The 19,845-nt window shown below is 51.9% G+C and carries 12 protein-coding genes and 1 pseudogene; 4 read left to right on the top strand and 9 right to left on the bottom strand.

All coding sequences use genetic code 11. From position 1 onward, the window contains the following. Positions 1 to 364: 364 nt before the first annotated feature. A complete protein-coding gene (eco, locus tag HV350_RS08660) occupies positions 365 to 862 on the top strand; it encodes a serine protease inhibitor ecotin (RefSeq protein WP_181627191.1) in 498 nt (165 codons plus the stop codon). A gap of 47 nt (positions 863 to 909) precedes the next feature. On the opposite strand, the gene mqo is transcribed toward eco, so the two are convergent. Further along, the gene (gene mqo / locus HV350_RS08655) at positions 910 to 2,571 is read right to left on the bottom strand and encodes a malate dehydrogenase (quinone) (protein WP_181630258.1); all 1,662 of its coding nucleotides are present in this window, start codon (positions 2,569 to 2,571) and stop codon (positions 910 to 912) included. A gap of 277 nt (positions 2,572 to 2,848) precedes the next feature. On the opposite strand from mqo, the gene HV350_RS08650 reads away from it, so the two are divergent. Next, complete coding sequence (locus tag HV350_RS08650) at positions 2,849 to 4,096, top strand: SulP family inorganic anion transporter (protein ID WP_181630256.1); 1,248 nt, start codon at positions 2,849 to 2,851, stop codon at positions 4,094 to 4,096. Here HV350_RS08650 and mgtE read toward each other — a convergent pair. The 7 genes and pseudogenes from mgtE to HV350_RS08615 form a co-directional block, all read right to left on the bottom strand. After that, positions 4,059 to 5,495, bottom strand: coding sequence for a magnesium transporter (mgtE, locus tag HV350_RS08645; protein ID WP_016153782.1), 1,437 nt, complete (start codon positions 5,493 to 5,495; stop codon positions 4,059 to 4,061). The genes HV350_RS08650 and mgtE overlap by 38 nt on opposite strands. Before the next feature lie 105 nt (positions 5,496 to 5,600). Next, positions 5,601 to 7,244 (bottom strand): multidrug ABC transporter permease/ATP-binding protein, encoded by a 1,644-nt coding sequence (locus HV350_RS08640; protein WP_047416264.1) that lies wholly within the window; start codon positions 7,242 to 7,244, stop codon positions 5,601 to 5,603. Between the two features lie 35 nt (positions 7,245 to 7,279). Continuing rightward, a pseudogene (gene alkB, locus HV350_RS08635) lies at positions 7,280 to 7,970 on the bottom strand (DNA oxidative demethylase AlkB). Continuing rightward, positions 7,970 to 9,034 (bottom strand): bifunctional DNA-binding transcriptional regulator/O6-methylguanine-DNA methyltransferase Ada, encoded by a 1,065-nt coding sequence (gene ada, locus HV350_RS08630; RefSeq protein ID WP_151222484.1) that lies wholly within the window; start codon positions 9,032 to 9,034, stop codon positions 7,970 to 7,972. The pseudogene alkB and the gene ada overlap by 1 nt, the downstream one beginning before the upstream one ends. Positions 9,035 to 9,113: 79 nt before the next feature. Next, positions 9,114 to 10,166 (bottom strand): FAD:protein FMN transferase ApbE, encoded by a 1,053-nt coding sequence (gene apbE, locus HV350_RS08625; protein ID WP_016153786.1) that lies wholly within the window; start codon positions 10,164 to 10,166, stop codon positions 9,114 to 9,116. Positions 10,167 to 10,281: 115 nt separating this feature from the next. After that, positions 10,282 to 11,382: a porin OmpC gene (locus HV350_RS08620; protein WP_016153787.1), complete on the bottom strand. Its 1,101-nt coding sequence runs from the start codon at positions 11,380 to 11,382 to the stop codon at positions 10,282 to 10,284. Between the two features lie 610 nt (positions 11,383 to 11,992). Next, entirely contained in the window at positions 11,993 to 13,267 is a 1,275-nt protein-coding gene (locus tag HV350_RS08615) for an IS4-like element ISApu2 family transposase (RefSeq protein WP_011191341.1), read from the bottom strand. Between the two features lie 252 nt (positions 13,268 to 13,519). Between HV350_RS08615 and rcsD the strand changes: the two genes are divergently transcribed. Both rcsD and rcsB read left to right on the top strand, forming a co-directional pair. Beyond that, a complete protein-coding gene (rcsD, locus tag HV350_RS08610) occupies positions 13,520 to 16,189 on the top strand; it encodes a phosphotransferase RcsD (RefSeq protein ID WP_181630254.1) in 2,670 nt (889 codons plus the stop codon). 16 nt (positions 16,190 to 16,205) lie between these two features. Beyond that, a complete protein-coding gene (rcsB, locus tag HV350_RS08605) occupies positions 16,206 to 16,856 on the top strand; it encodes a response regulator transcription factor RcsB (protein WP_003027592.1) in 651 nt (216 codons plus the stop codon). Positions 16,857 to 16,967: 111 nt separating this feature from the next. On the opposite strand, the gene rcsC is transcribed toward rcsB, so the two are convergent. Then, entirely contained in the window at positions 16,968 to 19,814 is a 2,847-nt protein-coding gene (gene rcsC / locus HV350_RS08600; protein WP_181630252.1) for a two-component system sensor histidine kinase RcsC, read from the bottom strand. Between the last annotated feature and the right edge of the window lie 31 nt (positions 19,815 to 19,845).

Raw genomic sequence — 19,845 nt, 5'->3', positions numbered from 1 at the left:
AAAAAACTGCACTATTTATGAGTAGTTATTTTTAGTCGTAAGATATTTCAGGATGTGTTAGAGGTGCATACCCCAATCGGGGTAAATGCTGTTGCCGGATCAAAGGAGTGTTGAGTTGGCGGGAAAAAATGCGCTTTTGCTCACATTTCAACGAGTTATATAACGATGTATATAACGAACCACTCAAAAAGAGAATGATTTTATAATTAAGATTATTCTTAGAATATATCGCTAGTCCGAAAGCAGACGTATACCAAATACACTTAAAATATAAGTAAATCCAGCTTAATCTATTATGTAAATATGTTAACCTGCCCCAGACTCGTTCATAAGACAGAAGAAAGGAAACACTGTGAACAATAAGATGAAAACAATTGTCCCTGCCGTACTTTTCGCCGCCTTTGCCAGCGCCTCTGCATGGGCTGCCAGTAACGATGCCAGCGCTCAGCCGCTGGAAAAAGTCGCCCCTTATCCTAAGGCGGAAAAGGGTATGAAGCGCCAGGTTATTCAGCTTACCCCTGAGAAAGATGAATCTACTCTGAAAGTAGAACTGCTGATCGGACAAACGCTGGAAGTTGACTGCAACCAACACCGCCTGGGCGGAGAACTGGACAGCAAAACGCTGGAAGGTTGGGGATATGACTACTATGTCTTCGACAAAGTGACGTCTCCGGTTTCAACCATGATGGCCTGCCCGGACGGTAAGAAAGAGAAGAAATTTATTACCGCGTATCTGGGTGATGACGGCATGCTGCGCTACAACAGCAAGTTACCGATTGTGGTCTATACGCCGGAGAACGTGGAAGTGAAATACCGTATCTGGAAAGCGGAAGAGAAGATTCAGGACGCAGTCGCACGATAAGTAAGAATGTGCCGGAGGGCGGCGTACCGCCTTATCCGGCATTTTATTTACAGTGCGATATCCGCTACAGTTTTCTGCTCAGGCTGCGGTTGCGCCTGAGGTTTCAGCTGAGGTTTCGGCGCTTCATCAGCAGCCTGCGGCTTATCATATTTCAGCCCCAGAACATCACTGGTGTATTGCAGCTCTTGTTCCGTAGCTTCAACGTTACCGTTCAGCTTGGTACCATAAGACGGAATAATGGTTTTCAGTTTCGCCTGCCATTCAGGGCTGGCCACTTTATCTTTAAACACTTTTTCCATCAGATGCAGCATAATCGGCGCCGCGGTTGATGCACCCGGAGAAGCGCCCAGCAGCGCGGCAATGGTGCCCTCTTTATCGCTGACGACTTCGGTACCCAGACGCAGCACACCGCCCTTCTCCGCATCACTTTTAATGATCTGCACACGCTGGCCCGCCTGCCATAAACGCCAGTCTTCTTTTTTCGCCTGCGGATAGTACTCTTGCAGCGCGGCAAAACGGTCGTCATCGCTGAGCATCACCTGGCTTACCAGATATTTCACCAGATCGAAGTTATCCAGACCCACGTTGACCATCGGCATAAAGTTCGAGGTGGTGGTCGAGCTGAGCAGATCCCACAATGAACCGTTTTTCAGGAACTTGGTGGAGAATGTCGCGAATGGCCCAAACAGTACAACGCGTTTGCCATCAAGGATACGGGTATCGATGTGCGGCACGGACATCGGCGGCGCGCCAACGGAGGCCTGGCCGTACACTTTCGCCAGGTGGCGATTCACCACGTCCGGATTATCCGCAACCAGGAACTGCCCGCCAACCGGGAATCCGGCATAACCTTTCGCTTCCGGAATGTCGGTTTCCTGCAACAGCTTCAGCACAGCGCCACCGGCACCGATAAAGACAAACTTCGCCTTGATATCGTGTTCCGCTTCGTTATTTTTCAGATCGGCGACCGTGACGGTCCAGCTATTGTCGGCATTGCGTTTAAAGCCACGCACTTCGGTACTCAGCTGCAGCGCAAAGTTGGGCTTTTTCTGCAACGAGGCAATCAGCTGGCGCGTGATTTCGCCGTAGTTTACGTCAGTACCAATCTCGGTACGCGTTGCCGCGACTTTCTGCTTCGGATCGCGGCCTTCCATGACCAGCGGCGCCCACTCTTTAATCTGCGCGTGATCTTCGGAATAACGCATGCCACGGAATAACGTGCTCTGCTGCAGTGCGGTGTAACGGGCACGCAGGAAGTTCACGTTCTCGTCACCCCAGACAAAACTCATGTGCGGAACGGTGGTGATAAATGAGCGTGGTTCATGCATTACGCCATTATTGACCTGATAGGCCCAAAACTGGCGGGAGATCTGGAAGGCTTCGTTGATTTCGACTGCCTTTTCAATGCTGATGCTACCGTCGGCCTTTTTAGGCGTGTAGTTCAGCTCCATCAGTGCGGAGTGGCCTGTTCCGGCGTTATTCCAGCCGTTTGAGCTTTCCTGCGCTACACCATCCAGTCGCTCAACCATGGTCATTGACCATTGCGGTTCCAGCTCCTGTAAATAGGTTCCCAGCGTGGCGCTCATGATGCCGCCGCCAATCAACAGTACATCCGTTTCCTGCTCTTCCGCCGCTTTCGCTTTTGCCGCCATCGAGACAACATTCAGCCCAACGGCCATGGTGAAGAGCATGGCAGTCACTTTTTTCATAATGTTAATGCCTTACTTTTAGTATCGTTTTTTGCTTTTAATGCAGGTGAAAATCGAGCGGTATCAACGGTAACACTTAAGTAAAAATATTTAAATATTGTTTATAAATTATATTTAATTTTTAAAAATGTTATTAATAAGTTGATAGTTTATACGGTTATTGACAATCATTTCTGGAAACCGATCCGTCAGACAGGTACTATGCTGCGCTTTGCTATTCACCGCACGGATGCCTGTCGGTCTGCTGTATCGGGCCATTTTTGACCTAAGAGTAACGATGTCTGCAACTCAACCCACCTCTGTCGCAGTAGCGGAGCACGCGACGCGCGCAGTGCTGCGCCAACCCCGTTTACTGGTTCGCGAAACGCTGGCCGGTGTGGTAACCGCCCTGGCGCTGATCCCGGAAGTGATCTCTTTTTCCGTTATCGCCGGCGTCGATCCTAAAGTCAGCCTGATAGCCTCAGTCGTACTGTGCCTGGCAATGTCATTTTTAGGTGGCCGTCCGGCAATGGTTACCGCAGCGGCAGGATCGGTCGCGCTGGTGATTGGCCCGATGGTGCATCAACACGGCGTCCAGTACATCCTGCCTGCGGTGGTGCTGGCCGGGATTATTCAGATCCTGTTTGGCATATTGGGGATGGCGCGTCTGATGCGATTCATTCCTACAGCCGTCATGACCGGTTTTGTGAACGCGCTGGGTATTTTGATTTTCTTTGCCCAGGTCCCGCATTTCTGGGGTAAAAGCCCGCTAATCTGGGGGCTGTTTGTCCTGACCCTGCTGATTGTGCTGTGGGTTCCGCGGTTTATTAAAGCGATCCCCGCGCCGCTTATCGCCATCGTGCTGCTGACGGTGTTCACTGTCACCAGCGGACAACTATTACCGACCGTCGGTGACGAAGGTTCAATGCGCGGCGGCCTGCCGGGATTCACGCAGTTATTGGTACCACTCAACCTGCAAACGCTGGCGATTATCTGGCCCTGCGCGCTGAGCATCGCTTTTGTCGGATTAATGGAGTCGCTGTTAACCGCCCGTCTGGTGGATGACCTGACGGTTACGCCGTCGAATAAGAATCGCGAGGGCGCCGGGCTGGGGATAGCCAATATTCTGGCCGGTTTTTATGGCGGCATCGCCGGGTGTGCGATGATTGGTCAAACCATCGTTAACGTCGAGATGGGCAAAGGACGCAGCCGCGTCTCGACGGTCGCCGCCGGGCTGGTGCTGTTGTTGCTGGTCACTGCGTTAAGCGAAGTAATGGCGAAAATCCCCATGTCGGTGCTGGCGGGAATTATGGTGATTGTGGCGGTGAAAACCTTCAGTTGGCACAGCATCCAGCCCGCTACGCTGCGGCAACTCCCCGTTACTGAAACGCTGGTGATGCTGATGACCGTCGCGGCAACGGTGTCAACCGGCAACCTGGCGCTTGGCGTGGTTGCCGGGGTGATGACGATGCTCATTTTGCCGCGTATCGTCAGAGGCAAACGTGCGGCTACATCAGAAACAGCGTTGCCAGACCGAGAAAAATAAAGAAACCACCGGTATCGGTGATTGCCGTAATCATGACGCTCGAGCCGACCGCCGGGTCGCGCCCGAGCTTCACCATCGTCATCGGAATAATAACGCCCATCAACGCCGCCATCAGCAAATTGAGCATCATCGCCAGGGTCATCACGCCGCCGAGCGCCATGTCATCGTACAGCCACCAGGTAATGCCGCCCATAATTCCGCCCCACACGAGGCCATTAATCAACGCCACGCCCATTTCGCGCAGGATCAAAAACGTCAGGTTTCCCGGCTGAATATTTTGTAGCGCCAGCGCGCGAACAATCATGGTGATGGTTTGATTCCCGGTGTTGCCGCCGATCCCCGCCACAATCGGCATCAGCGAGGCCAGCGCGACCAGTTGCGAAATTGTATGTTCAAAGCCGTCGATCACTCGCGAAGCAATAAAGGCGGTACAAAGGTTAACGGCCAACCACGCCCAGCGGGTTTTTACCGCTTTCGTGACGGGGGCAAACACATCCTCTCCGGCGCTTAAGCCGCCCATTCGACGCAGATCGGTATCGGTTTCTTCATAGACCACATCGACGATCTCATCGATGGTTAAACGGCCCATCAGTTTACCTGAAGAGTCAACGACCGCGGCACTGACCAGGTCGTCACGTTCAAAGGTTCGCGCGGCGTGTTCGGCGATATCTTCCGGAGAAAAGGTGAGCGGATCATCTTCCATCACCTCGCTGACTTTTCGCTGCACGTCATTGAGCAGAATACAGGTGAGCGTCAGTTCCCCGACCAGCACTTTATTGCGGTCGGTCACGAAGAGTTTATCGGTGTTCTCCGGCATTTTTCCCAGCCGCCGCAGGTAGCGTTGCACCACTTCCAGCGTCACGTCCGGACGCACGGTGATAACTTCGAACTCCATAATCGCACCGACGCGATTCTTCTCGTAGTGCAGCACCTGGCGGACGCGTGCCCGCTCCTCGGCCGGTAACGTCGCCAGCAGTCGACCCGTGAGGTTACGAGGGAGGTGCTGAACCAGATAAATCTGTTCGTCGATATCAAGGTATTGCAACGCATCCAGCAGCTCACGGTCGCTCATCTCATCGATCAGGTCGTCCCAGACGTTTTCAGACGCCTCAAGCAGGACGTTACCGCGTTTTTCACTTTCGACCAGTCGCCACAGGGCGTGACGCTCTTCAGAAGGTAATGCTTCGAGGGTATCCGCCAAATCGGGCGGCGGCAGGTGGGCGACCAGCGCCCCTACCTCAGCAATATCGTCGGCTAACGTGCCGACGTCATATTGCTCAGCCAGGGTAAGCTTGCCCAATAGCGTTGAAACAACGGCTTTATCAGTGGTCAGCAGCCAGATAAGACGCGCACGCTCTTCATCACGCAGTCTGGCGCTGTTTTTGTTTGTTACAGGCATTAATCATAAATCCATGATATGAAATATCATTAATCATGATGCCGATTTATGTAAATAACAATAAACAGTGCCGCCGGGTGGATAAAAAACCGGCGGCATGTGGGATCATGCGGTGCGAGCCACCGCGTCACGCGAGGCGGCATCACGCTCATCGCCCAGCAGTTCACTCAACTGTCCGTTACGCATTTCCAGCAGACGATCGGCGTGAATAAAATAGTGATCGTCATGGCTAATGGCGAAGATAGTTTTACCCATTTCTTGCATCAGCGGTAACAGGACCTGATAGAACTCACGACGGAAATGGGGATCCTGATCGGCAGCCCATTCATCCAGCAGAATGATGTCGCGCTCCTCCGCCAAAGCCAGCAGCAGCGCCACGCGTTTCTTCTGCCCTTTCGACAGCTTCAGATTGAGGATGCGGCCATCGTTCATCTCCAGCTTGTGACCCATCTTTAGATGTTCCAGCCACTTCGCTACCAGCTGCGGATTGGCTTCTTTACCTTCCGGCCCCAGCAATTTGTCGAACAGCCAGACGTCGGTAAACACGGCGGAAAACAGCTTGCGATAATCTTCCGGCTTTTCAACGGCCACGGCCTTACCATCAAGCAAAATTTCACCTGACTGCGGCTGGTATAGCCCGGTCAGTAACATCGCCAGCGTAGATTTCCCGCTGCCGTTGCCGCCAATCAGGAAGATCAGTTCACCGCGATGAATCGTCAGATTGACCGGCCCTACGGAAAAGGCATTATCCTGATAGTGGAAAACCACGTTACGCAGTTCCAGCGTTTGCCAGTTTGGAAAAGCGGTTGGGCGCGGGAATTCGGCCTTAAAAGGTGCCAGTGCGAATTTATTCAGCTTGTTGAAAGCCACCTGCGCAGTGAGCAGGGTTGGTAGCGCGCCAACGGCAGAGAGCAGCGGCGTACGCAGGAATAACAGCGTCAGTGAGTAAGTCGCCGCCACGGCGGTATCCGCCCAGCCCAGACTATTCGCCATCCAGAACACCAGGCCAATGGCGCCCAGCATCATAATGTTTGACCAGTTGACCGCGCTCAGGTGGAAGGTATCGGCGCGAATAATATGGTGACGGTACTCTTTGGCATCCGGGACGTACATCTGATTAAAGATATGCTCGGCGCGCTCGCGGTTGAGCGTCAGCTCTTTGCGCCCTTCCAGCACCGTCTGATAATCGTTGTACAACTTGTCTTCGGTTTCGCGCAGGGTAGCCATGTGCTTATACACCCGCGCCACCAGCACAAATCCCCCCCAGATGGTGATTGCCATCCAGATAGCCGTCACCAGCAGCATTTTGGTCGACAGCATCGCCAGATACGCCGCCGACCCGATGGTCAGGATAATCCCCTGCACCAGCTCAGGCAGACGAACAAATGCGATGGTGATGTTGCGAATATCGCTGGTTAAACCGGCCAGCAACGAGGCGCTGCCAAGCAGTTCAATACGCTCGACGTGGGTATCCAGAATACGTTTGATAAATTCGCTACGCAGGCGGTACACAAAGTGGTGGCCGAGCGTGGTCAACGCCAGCTGAGAGCCGAGAGTGACAACCATCAATAGCAGCAACAGGCCAAGAAACTCCGGCAGCACCATCAGCGTGGTGTCGACCGTTTCAATCAGACGCTGGTTGATAAACGCAATCAGCCCAATCCCCAACGCAGCGCTGGCGAGGCTGAGCGCCATGACGCTGATAAATGGCCAGCGATACTGCCGCCAGACAAGAAGTAAAAGTTCCATGCGAACAACCCGGACAAGTAATAACAGCCCGCAGTTTAAACATCTCTTCGCTGACAGCAATAATAATTCTTATTTTTATTCTTTTTTACCCGCCTGACGAAACGTCAGATTGTAGCGACAGTCTCCGGTCAACGGATGATACCCCGTCTTAAGCGGCTGGATCCCATGATAAAACAGCCGCGAAGTACCGCCCCACACCACCACATCGCCATGTTCCAGCAGCAAACGCTTTAAGGGGTCATTACGGCGCAAGCCGCCAAATTGAAAGATGGCCGGCAATCCTAGCGACACCGAGACAATCGGCGCCCGCAGGTCGGGTTCGTCTTTATCCTGATGTAAGGACAGTTTTGCCCCTGGCGTGTAGCGGTTAATCAGACAAGCATCGGGTTGAAAATCAGCATAGCCCGCCGCCGTCGCTGCCTGTTGGCACAGGTCAGCGAATGCATCCGGCAGCGGCGGCCAGTGCGCGCCGGTTAGCGGATCAAAAGGAGAATAAAGGTAACCATGTTGATCCGTCGTCCAGCCCAGACGACCGCAGTTGGTCATTGCCACCGACATCGTGTAGCCGCCGGGCGTCACCATCTGGCGAAACGGCGACTGTCTGGCGATAGCCGCTATCGCCTGCAGCAGAGACGGTGCGCAGTCAAAAGCGAAGCGTCGCAGAATAACCGCGCCTGACGCCAGCGGCTCCTGCCAGGGTTTCGCATCCGCAAAGAGATCGAGCATTATGTTTCCTCGCCAGTCGTTTCACGTTGCAGTAACTGTGCTTTGCGCGCAATGCCCCACCGGTAGCCAGAAAGCGCGCCATCGCCGCGGATCACCCGGTGACACGGGATGACGATTGCCAGTTTATTCGCCCCACAGGCGCTGGCCACCGCACGCACCGCCTTCGGTTTGCCAATGGCGCTGGCCAGTTGCTGGTAGCTCATCGTTTCGCCGCACGGAATTGCGCGCAACGCCTGCCACACCTGCTGCTGAAATGCGGTTCCCCGGATATCCAGCGGCAGCGATAACGGCGCGTCACGCGCATTGATTGCGGCGATCACTTCGCGCACGCGCTGCTGAAAATCGGTATCTGCTGGCACATCCTGAGCGGCGGGAAACAGCTCATGCAGATCCGCAACCAACGTAGCGTCATCATCACCAAGTAAGATCGCGCAGATACCGCGTTCGCTTTCCGCCACCAGACAGCGACCCAGAGAGCAATCTGCCAGGGTATAGCGTACAGAAACGTTGTCACCACCTTTACGAAATTGCTTTGCGGTCATGCCTAACGTCTGATCCGCTTTTCGGTAGTAGCTGCTGCTATCGGGAAATCCGGCGTTGAGAATTGCCTGCGTTACCGGAACGCCTTTCGCCAGCGCATCGCGCAGACGGCGGGCGCGCCAGGACTGCTGCCACGCTTTGGGGGTCATGCCCGTTGTGGCTTTGAACAGGCGATGTAAGTGATACGGGCTCATCGCCACCTGCTGCGCCAGCTCGTCCAACGTGAGGGGAGATTCCTGCTCCAGCAACTGGCAGGCGTGGGCTATTTTCTCCAGCCGATGCTGGTGGGCGCTGTCTTTATCCGGCTGACAACGTTTACAGGGACGAAAACCGGCGGCCAGCGCCTGCCGGGCATCGGCAAAGAAAGTGACATTTTTGCGCAGCGCATGTTTCGCCCGACAGGACGGACGGCAGAAAATGCCGGTAGTCTGGACGGCGAAAACAAACTGACCGTCAGCGTCAGCGTCACGATCCACAACGGACTGCCAGCGGTCATCATCAGTTATGTGTAAACGATTTTTCATTATGGACTCCTTTGTTAAGCATAGCGCTTAGCCTCAGAGTGTCCCCATAGCCGGATACAAAAACCCGCAATCTTGCTTTTTAATTTTTTTCGCTGAGCAGGAAGCTTTTAAACTGCGGCGACATCCAGGTTTTAAACCCCTCGCCCTCTTTTATAATCATATAGACCGCGAGTCCTTCACGACGCACAACCTCTTTGGCCTTTTCCGGGCCGAGAACCATCAAACCGGTATCCCAACCGTCAGCCTCCAGCGCCGTTGGTGCGATTACCGTTACAGATACCAGGTTGTGTTCAATCGGACGACCAGTTTGCGGATCAATAACATGGGAAAGGCGCTTACCGTCCAGCTCATAATAGTTACGGTAGCTGCCGGAGGTGCTAATGCCATGCCCGTTAATGTCGACAATCGCCTGCACCGCGTTTTCGCGATCGGTCGGTTTCTGAATCGCGACTCGCCACGAAAGCCCGTCTGCATTCATACCGCGGCTGTTCAATGCTCCACCAACGGATACCAGATAACGGGCGATCCCTTCCTGCTCCATTAATCGTGCCAGATGATCGGCGGCATAACCTTCGCCAACGGTCGAGAGATCCACGTACAGCTCGGGCAAATCTTTTTGCAGGTAGTTCCGATGCGCCTCATTAACAACCTTCAGATGTGAAAGCCCGGTTTGCGCTTTTGCGGCGTCAATTTGCGCCTGCGTAGGAATATGCACCGGTTGCTGATCCGGGCCAAAGCCCCACAGATTGACCAACGGACCCACGGTAATATCCATGGCCCCACCGGTTTTTGCGCCAATGCGTAACGCCGAAGTCACGATATCGGCCATAGCATCATTAACCGGCCATGGCGACAGGCTTTTCGACAGGTTAAAGCGCATTAACGCAGAATCATTTTTATAGGTAGAGAGAAGCTGATCGTCGGCATCCAACTGAGCCTGGATCTTCGCCTGCAGTTCCCCGGCGCGTTTGGCATCTACGCCCACCGCACTGACCCGCCAGAAAGTGCCCATGGTTTTACCTTCCAGAACGGTGGCAGGTTGTGTGGTCTGGGCAGGTTTCGGGGCTTCATCGCACCCGACAAAAAAGATCGTCACAGCCAGTAGTGCTGCGCGATAGAAATTCACTTCCATACGTAATTATCCTCATGCGAACGGGCGCAAGAGTACACCAAAAATCGTTGTTTGTACGACGAAAAAACGGCATTAAAAAAGGCCCCGCAGGGCCTTTTAACGACATGAGCGCAGATTAGAACTGGTAAACCAGACCCAGCGCTACGATATCATCGGTAGAGATGCGAGCATCACGGGTGAACTGGTTGTCATCCAGCAGGTTGATTTTGTAATCAACATAGGTAGACATGTTTTTGTTGAAGTAGTAGGTCGCGCCAACATCAACATATTTCAGGATATCCTGGTCGCCGTAACCATTGTTCAGGTCTTTACCTTTGGACTGCAGGTAAGCCACGGACGGACGCAGACCGAAGTCGAACTGGTACTGCGCAACAGCTTCAAAGTTCTGTGCTTTGTTAGCCCAGCCCAGGTTGCCCGCACGCGTTGCGTTGTAGGTCTGGGTGTACTGTGCTGCCAGGTAAACGTTATTCGCGTCGTATTTCAGACCGCCAGTGTAGGTTTCAGCACGGTCACCGGTACCGAAGTTCAGACGGTTCTGCTCGTCAGTACGTTTGGAGCTGGTGACTGCAGTACCCAGCGCGAAGCCTTCACCGATATCATAAGTGATAGATCCGCCAACGCCGTCGCCGTTCTGACTCAGCGCATCACGACCGTTGCCGGTCACACCAGTCATACCTTCGCCTTCCGGGCTACCGTTTTTACCCTGGTACTGCAGGGCAAAGTTCAGGCCATCAACCAGACCGAAGAAGTCGGTGTTACGATAGGTCGCGAAGCCGTTACCACGCTGCTGCATGAAGTTGTCAGAACCGTAGGTGTCGCCGCCGAATTCCGGCAGAACGTCGGTCCAGGACGTTACGTCGTAAACTACGCCATAGTTACGACCGTAGTCGAAAGATCCTACGTCAGCGAATTTCAGACCAGCAAACGCCACACGGGTCCAGGAGTTGTTTTCGTTTTCAGAGGAGTTACCCTGAATCTGGTATTCCCACTGGCCGTAACCGGTCAGTTGGTCGTTAACCTGGGTTTCGCCTTTGAAGCCGATACGCATATAGGTCTGATCGCCATCTTTAGTGGAGTCATCAGAGAAATAGTGCAGACCGTCTACTTTACCGTACAGGTCTAATTTGTTGCCGTCTTTGTTATAAATTTCAGCCGCATTTGCTGCGCCTGCTACCAGCAGTGCTGGTACCAGGAGGGACAGTACTTTAACTTTCATGTTATTAACCCTCTGTTATATGCCTTTATTGCTTTTTTATGCCACTGCATACTGATTAAGGTCATTAACCAGTCGGCAACTTCATTCTCCGCAAAAACACAGAATAATCCAACACGAATATGATACTAAAACTTTTAAGGTGTTTCATTTATCGGCATAGATGTTTCAAAATATTAATACGAGGGAACTTTTTTAAAATCAAAAAACAGGCAAAATAAGCACAAATAATCAAGAACTGTTTTAATTAAATTTAAAATCAATAAGTTACATTGAAAATAGTTATAGCACTGAATGACAAAACAAAATCTTCACTCGCAACTAAAATAGACCCGCTATCATCATTAACTTTATTTATTACCGTCATTCATTCATGAATGTCTGTTTACCCCTATTTCAACCGAATGCTTCGCGTTCGGTTTTTTTTTACCCTTCCTTACACAAAACTTACCGTTCTGTGCTACCGATGCAAAACTATAACAACTATTAACTATCTCATTGCGTCGTATTCAGATATAAATCTGATTAATAATTTCTTGTTATTTAATGCTAAATGTATACATTCCGTACAAATATTTGTACCCGCCTTTATCCACTGTACATGTACAGAACCTTAAGCGGCAAGCGAATTAATAATACCGTCTAACGTGTTGTTTTGCTTGGATTTTCTCTGCCTACTCTTTTTGCCGTTTTTGGATAAATACACCATTGCCCACTCCAACTTCTCTGTTATTTCCTGCCACGCACCATGGATGATGCTCGCCAATATCGGCATTAACCAAAGCGCGCTGTTTTTGGCAATCTTCAGCATCGATAACTCCGCGCTGCCAATCAGCGTCAGCGCCAGCCGACGTTTGACCAGCAAGGCCAGCAAACTAGCCCAGATCAAGCCTTCCGCTATCGCTTTTTGTCGTGTCGCGAACGCCTTCAACCGGTTATGTGATTTCAGCTCTTTGAACAACAGTTCGATCTGCCAACGGCAACGATACAATGCCATCACCTTCTCGGCTGGCCATCGCTCACGCGGAAGATTGGTCATCCATATACAGAACCGTTTTTCCTCTGCAAACCAACGTCTTATGAGTCGATATTTATACTTTCCCGAACTCACATCCAGATCCAGAACCTCGGCTCTGCAGCTTCTCCGATCGATATCCTTGAGCTTTTTTCCGAGTAACTTGGGCATTTCCCTGCCGTCCTGTCGGTAAGCTGCCTGTACTTTGGGATTGAGATTTTGACTCCCTCTGACCAGATAGCTTCCTTTGGCTTTGGTCACATCAGCAAAGTACTCGCGGCTGATGTAACCGGCATCCGCCAATAACAGTTTGTTATTTAACGAATTTGCGGCCGGAAGATGCTTGCGCTCCGATTCGGTATCCGCCGTGATACTCATCGATATCGGCGACTGGTCCAGCAAGGACATGGTCATATGACACTCTACCGCAGCGGGGCTGTGCTTATTGAATCGGCCCGGGAAATGTTCTGCCAATTGCGGATGTAACGCGAATGACGACCCGTCCTGCAGCAGTACCTGCTCAAAGCCTGCCAGTCCGTGGGCGTCCGGTAGACACTCCTTGAGGCGTAAGGCGATGGCTCGTTCAACCAGTGCGCGCATGAACAAGGGAAAACCCTGCTTGCGTAACTGGTTGTGAAAGGGTTTATACGCTATTTGGTCAGTATCATGGAGCTGCAACGCATTGAAATGGCGATGCAAACCAGCAATACCATCCACCTTGTCGCAACCAAGCCCTGAGAGCAGAGCCGGGAGTAGTCTCGCAGGCTGGATATCCCGGAGTCGCTGACAAAAACCGGTAAATTTACCGATCCGGTTGAGTTCAGAAGAGCTAAGAAGTTGCTTGAGGTACTGGGTTGCATTGATAATAGTCATGGCTTCGGGCGTGTCGGTTTTTTTTTGCGATTAAATCAGATCACAAACGAAGCCTTTTTTCTATCTATTTCAATTGGTTGTAGCTAAAGATCCTGTACATGATCCACTGTACACCTTTGCATTGTGATGGCTGCAACAGAATGGAGCGTAAAAAATGCGGGCCATCCGGCGTGGTGTAAGTGTGGCAATTCATATATTACCCTTTATACTGCCCCATCATCTTTCGCGTCGTTTAACAGGTCATAAACACGAATGAGTCAGTCTGACACAACGGCTTCTACCCGATTCTCCCTGCTACCGGGAAGTATTACCCGTTTCTTCTTATTACTGATCGTTGTGCTGTTGGTGATGATGGGCGTTATGGTCCAGAGCGCCGTCAACACCTGGTTAAAGGATAAGAGCTATCAGATTGTCGATATCACCCATGCCATTCATAAAAGGGTCGATACCTGGCGATACGTGACCTGGCAAATCTATGACAATATTGCCGCCACGGCCAGTTCACCTGGTGCAGAAGGACTGCAGGAAACGCGTCTGAAACAAGACGTCTATTATCTTGAGAAACCGCGCAGAAAGACCGAGGCGCTGATTTTCGGTTCCCATGACAGTTCTACGCTGGAGATGACCCAACGCATCTCAACCTATCTTGATACGCTGTGGGGCGCGGAAAATGTTCCGTGGTCTATGTATTACCTGAATGGTCAGGACAATAGCCTGATCCTTATCTCAACGTTGCCGCTAAAAGATCTGACTTCCGGTTTTAAAGAGTCGACGATTGGTAATATTGTCGATTCACGGCGCGCGGAAATGTTACAACAGGCCAATGCGCTGGATGAACGTGAAAGCTTCTCTTCACTGCGCCGTCTGGCGTGGCAGAACGGGCATTACTTCACGCTACGCACGACCTTTAATCAGCCTGGACATCTGGCAACGGTTGTCGCCTTTGACCTGCCGATTAATGACTTGATCCCACCCGGCATGCCGCTGGACAGCTTCCATCTGGTTCCAGATGCCACGTCAACAACCGAGCATCTGAATGAAAAAGAGTCGCCTGACAGCGTCAGCATTAATTTCAACAACAGTAAAATTGAGATCTCTTCGGCGCTAAACTCAACGGATATGCGGCTGGTGTGGCAGGTTCCGTTTGGCTCATTGCTGCTCGACACCTTACAAAGCATTCTGCTGCCGCTGTTACTCAACATTGCTTTGTTGGCCCTGGCGCTGTTTGGCTATACCACCTTTCGCCACCTCCCTGCCCGTTCCACCGAAGTGGTACCAAACCTTGCGGCAAATAATGAACTGCGTGTTCTGCGCGCCATCAATGAAGAGATTGTGTCCCTGCTGCCTCTGGGCTTGCTGGTGCACGATCAAGAAGCAAACCGCACGGTTATCAGCAATAAAATTGCCGACCACCTGTTACCGCATTTAAATTTGCAAAACATTACCAGTATGGCGGAGCAGCATCAGGGGGTGATTCAGGCCACCATCAATAATGAGCTGTATGAGATCCGGCTGTTCCGCAGCCAGATCTCATCGAGAACGCAGATCTTTATTATTCGTGACCAGGACCGCGAAGTGCTGGTTAATAAGAAGCTGAAGCAAGCGCAGCGACTGTATGAGAAAAACCAGCAGGCCCGGGCGGCCTTTATGCAGAATATCGGCAGCGCACTGAAAGACCCGGCGAAAACACTTGCCGCTAATGCTGCCGCACTGAATAGCCCGGACAGCCAGAAACTGGCCAATCAGGCAGACGTTCTGGTGCGTATGGTAGATGAAATCCAGTTGGCCAACCTGCTGGAAAGCGACGCCTGGAAAAGTGAATCGACGCTGTTTTCCGTGCAGGCGTTAATTGATGACGTGGTTCCGGAGGTTCTGCCAGCCATTAAACGTAAAGGGCTGCAGCTACTGATTAAAAATCACCTTAGCGCCCATGATGAACGCCGCGGCGACCGCGATGCCCTGCGCCGTATTTTGCTGTTGCTGATCCAATATGCGGTAACCACCACGCAAATTGGCAAAATCACGCTGGAAGTCGACCAGGATGAGTCGGAGACTGAACGCCTGACCTTCCGCATTCTGGATACCGGGCAAGGTGTCACGTTGAATGAAGTTGATAACCTGCACTTCCCGTTCATCAATGACACCCAGGGCGATCGGTATAGCAAGGCCAACCCGCTGACGTTCTGGTTATGCGATCAGCTCGCCCGCAAGCTAGGTGGACACCTGAACATTAAAGCGCGGGAAGAACTTGGAACACGTTATATAGTCCATGTTAAAATGCCGCTGCACGATCAACATGCTGAAAGTGAAGAGCGTTTGTTAGATGACGTCTGCATAATGGTTGATGTCACCTCTAATGACGTACGCAGCATCGTATTACGCCAACTGGAGAACTGGGGAGCAACCTGCATCACGCCTGATGAGCGGTTGAATAGTCAAGAATATGATCTCTTTTTAACAGATAATCCGTCTAATCTTACTGCCTCAGGCCTTCTTTTAAGCGATGATGAGTCTGGCGTGCGGAAAATTGGCCCTGGTCAGCTGCGCGTCAACTTTAATATGAGCAATGCTATGCAGGAAGCTGTCCTCGAGCTGATAGAAGAGCAGCTGGCACAAGAAGAGATCCAGGAACTCCCCCTCGGCGGAGATGAAAACGCCGAACTTCATGCCAGTGGTTACTATGCACTCTTTGTAGACACAGTACCGGATGATGTTAAGAGGTTGTATACTGAGGCAGCAACCAGCGATTTCGCTGCGTTAGCCCAAACGGCCCATCGCCTGAAAGGCGTGTTTGCCATGCTTAATCTGGTACCCGGCAAGCAGTTATGTGAAGCGCTGGAACATCTTATTCAAGAGAAAGATGCTCCAGGTATAGAAAAATACATCAGCGACATTGACGATTACGTCAAGAGCTTGCTGTAGCAAGGTAGCCCAATACATGAACACTATGAACGTAATTATTGCCGATGACCACCCGATTGTACTGTTCGGTATTCGTAAATCACTTGAGCAAATCGAGTGGGTAAACGTTGTCGGCGAATTTGAAGACTCCACTGCACTGATCAACAATTTGCCTAAGTTAGATGCTCATGTGTTGATTACCGACCTCTCCATGCCGGGAGATAAATACGGTGACGGGATCACGTTAATTAAGTATATCAAGCGCCATTTCCCGAGCCTGTCGATTATTGTTCTCACCATGAACAACAACCCGGCAATCCTGAGCGCGGTACTGGATCTCGATATTGAAGGAATTGTCCTGAAGCAAGGCGCGCCAACAGATCTGCCGAAAGCGCTTGCCGCGCTGCAGAAGGGTAAGAAATTCACCCCGGAAAGCGTTTCTCGTCTGCTGGAAAAAATCAGCGCCAGCGGTTACGGCGACAAACGTCTGTCACCGAAAGAGAGCGAAGTTCTGCGCCTGTTTGCCGAAGGTTTCCTGGTTACTGAAATCGCGAAAAAACTCAACCGCAGTATTAAAACCATCAGCAGCCAGAAAAAGTCGGCAATGATGAAACTCGGTGTGGAAAACGATATCGCCCTGTTGAATTACCTTTCTTCCGTCACGCTGAGTCCTTCAGACAAAGAGTAATTCTATTAACATCGACGTGCCTGATGGCACGGCGTTTATCAGGCCTACGAATGACACGATATTGTGCGTGTTACGTAGGCCGGATAAGGCTAACGCCCCATCCGACCTCTTTTATTCCCGCGCCTTTCTCACTCTTTCCGCATAGACCGTCAGCGTCTGCTTCAATACATCTAACGTCACCGGCTTAGACAGACAGCTATCCATACCTGACTCCAGACAACGCTGCTTCTCTTCAGCCAGCGCGTTGGCCGTCACGCCGACAACCGGCAGGGTTAATCCTAACTGGCGAATACGCTGGGTCAGGCGATAACCATCCATGTTCGGCATGTTAACGTCGCTCAGCACGATGTCGATATGGTTTTTACTCAGTACATTGAGTGCGTCCACGCCGTCATTCGCGGTTTTACACTGATATCCCAACGATCCCAACTGATCGGCCAGTAAACGCCTGTTGATAGGATGATCGTCGACCACCAGAATCATCATGTCATCGTTAGTTGCAGCAACTTTATCCGGGGCTGGCAACGCCGTTGAAAGCTCTTCACTGCTCAGCTCAAGGCTGTAGATATGCGCCAACAGCGCGGGCAGTTCGTGAGGCGATGCCACGCTGTGCACCCACTCCCCAGGCCCCCTTTCCAGCGGAATACCGATATGACGACGGCAGAAAATCACCGCGGCGCGTCCCTGCCACGCCTGGTCCAGCACATCGTCGGCAATCAGCAGGTCATCCGCATCCGGTTGCTGTCCCTCATAGCACTGCACCGTCATCCCGTTACGCGCCAGACTGGATTCAATAAACTGGTACAGCGACGCGTTACGCACCGCCAGCCAGCAACGTTTGCCGACAAGCCCTTCGATACCTTTTTTCAGCGGGTACTGCGCGCCATAAAGCGGAATACGCAGCATAAACTGGCTACCCATTCCCGGTTCAGAATCGACGGAAATATCCCCATCCATCATGCTGATCAGTTTTTCACAGATAGCCAAACCAAGCCCGGTTCCCTGGAAATTACGCTGTACGCCGGTTCCCACCTGGAAGAAAGGATCGAACAAGCGGACGACCTCTTTGGCAGGGATCCCAACCCCGGTATCACGCACGCGAATACTGAGATAGTCTTCGTTACACTGCACGTGCAGCACAATGCAGCCGGTATCGGTAAACTTGATAGCATTACTCAGTAGATTGGAAATCACCTGCTGCAAACGCATCGGATCACCATTGAGCGCCACCGGTACATTCGGGTCGATAAAGCAGTACAACCCCAGCTGTTTGCGAACCACCAGCGGCAAATAGTTAGCCGTAATATGATTCATTACTTCACGCGGTGAAAACTCGCGCGGTTCAATCTTCAGCTGTTCAGATTCAATTTTCGAGAAATCGAGAATATCGCTGATAATCTTCAACAGCAGGCTGGAAGAGTTGTTCATCGCCGTCACCAGGCGATCCACTCCGTTGGGTAACTCTTTGGTTTGCAACAAATCAAGGTTACCGATAATGCCATACAGCGGTGTACGCAGCTCGTGGCTTACCGTCGCAAGGAACATCGATTTGGACTGGCTCGCCTGCTCCGCCGCCTGCGCCATCTCCTGCAACGACTCTTCCATTTTAACGCGAGCGCTGATGTCAACCAGCACGCAAATTGCCACGTTTTTATTACGATAGCGCGAGTGCACAAAGCTGATTTGCAGATTGGTATTGTTGCTGGTCAGCACATCAACAAAATTGACCTGCTGGCCGCAGATAATTTGCGTTAACCGTTGCCGGTCTTCATGCGTCAGCATATTGAGATAGGTGTGCGCCAGCTCATTACTCAGGATGTTAATGCCATCTATCGTACGCAGAATACAAATCCCAACCGGCGCAGAAGCCACGATTTTACGGTTAAACTGCTCGTGCTCTTCCAGACGCTGGGCATCGCTTTCCGCAGGAATAAAAATGCGCCGCTCATACATGCGCGTGAGCATAAATAACGCCGCGCCAACCAGCACATTCAGCAGAATAGCGTTCAGGATCATCATGCGGATCCGCTCCAGCACCAGGTCGACCGGTACTGAATAAACAATGCTTAGCGATGACGGGGGCAGGTTTTTCTTCAGCACCAGTTCGTGAAAACCCGACGTATAGCCAAACCAGGAGCGCTCCTGCATCCAGCGAGGTTCAGCCTTAATATTCCCCTCGGGGCCGGTGAGCGAAATCAGCGCATAACCATTTTCATCAAGGATGGTCACACCCATCGGCAAACTGCCCGGCGTGAAAAAGTTCTCCATGCGGATAGGCTGTTCCACACCCAACAGCGCCTGCAGGCGATTAGCGAGATAAACCGGCGTCAGCGCATAGAAATAGCCTATCCCCGGCCGCGGCCCCTGGCTAATCCAGAACAGGTTATTACCGTTTTCGTCCTGCGGCGCATTGCGATACTTAATAATGCGCTCATGCAGCGCCTTCAACGCCCCGTCACGTTCGACAGGCATATCACGCAGACCGAAATTGGCCATGCAAAGGTTGTCGCTGCCGATCAGGAACACACGATTCAAATCATAGGCCGCGGAAAAGTTATCCCGCCAGTAGCGCATAAACCACGCCAGCGATTCCAGCGAACCTCGCCAGGCGTTGCCCATCACCGAGCAGTCGGAGTCGGCAAACAGTGGCTCGAAGTTTGGCACGGCGGTTTTATCATCCCGCGCGCGCAACGACATCACGCCGTTTTCCGCCGTTAAGCGATTCTCCGCGATATATTTCAGCTCTTTAATCACATCAGAGGTGCGCTGAATGTAACGTTGGGCCTGATCGGAACTGAGGTTAAGCTCCTGGTGAATCTCGGACTCTCTCTGGTGCAGCGCATTCACGATGTAGAAAACGGAGGCAAATGCGATTAGCCCCCAGATCAGGAGCGCCATCGCCCTGAACAGATAGCGTGAGACTTTTAGCGTTGAATGAACGGAAGCAAGGTATTTCAAAGGGGCGAAGCTCCGCCTCAGGGCATTAATA

The sequence above is a fragment of the Citrobacter sp. RHBSTW-01013 genome (assembly GCF_013781985.1).
Classification (GTDB): Bacteria; Pseudomonadota; Gammaproteobacteria; order Enterobacterales; family Enterobacteriaceae; genus Citrobacter; species Citrobacter braakii.
The sequence above is the reverse complement of the archived record's forward strand: the minus strand, read 5'-3'. Positions and strand labels throughout refer to the sequence as shown.

Coding starts and splice junctions, on each gene's coding strand:
- rcsD (WP_181630254.1), top strand. CDS start 13,520: ATGAGTCAGTCTGACACAACGGCTTCTACCCGATTCTCCCTGCTACCG.
- HV350_RS08620 (WP_016153787.1), bottom strand. CDS start 11,382: ATGAAAGTTAAAGTACTGTCCCTCCTGGTACCAGCACTGCTGGTAGCA.
- mqo (WP_181630258.1), bottom strand. CDS start 2,571: ATGAAAAAAGTGACTGCCATGCTCTTCACCATGGCCGTTGGGCTGAAT.
- eco (WP_181627191.1), top strand. CDS start 365: ATGAAAACAATTGTCCCTGCCGTACTTTTCGCCGCCTTTGCCAGCGCC.
- HV350_RS08615 (WP_011191341.1), bottom strand. CDS start 13,267: ATGACTATTATCAATGCAACCCAGTACCTCAAGCAACTTCTTAGCTCT.
- HV350_RS08640 (WP_047416264.1), bottom strand. CDS start 7,244: ATGGAACTTTTACTTCTTGTCTGGCGGCAGTATCGCTGGCCATTTATC.
- rcsB (WP_003027592.1), top strand. CDS start 16,206: ATGAACACTATGAACGTAATTATTGCCGATGACCACCCGATTGTACTG.
- HV350_RS08650 (WP_181630256.1), top strand. CDS start 2,849: ATGTCTGCAACTCAACCCACCTCTGTCGCAGTAGCGGAGCACGCGACG.
- apbE (WP_016153786.1), bottom strand. CDS start 10,166: ATGGAAGTGAATTTCTATCGCGCAGCACTACTGGCTGTGACGATCTTT.
- ada (WP_151222484.1), bottom strand. CDS start 9,034: ATGAAAAATCGTTTACACATAACTGATGATGACCGCTGGCAGTCCGTT.
- mgtE (WP_016153782.1), bottom strand. CDS start 5,495: ATGCCTGTAACAAACAAAAACAGCGCCAGACTGCGTGATGAAGAGCGT.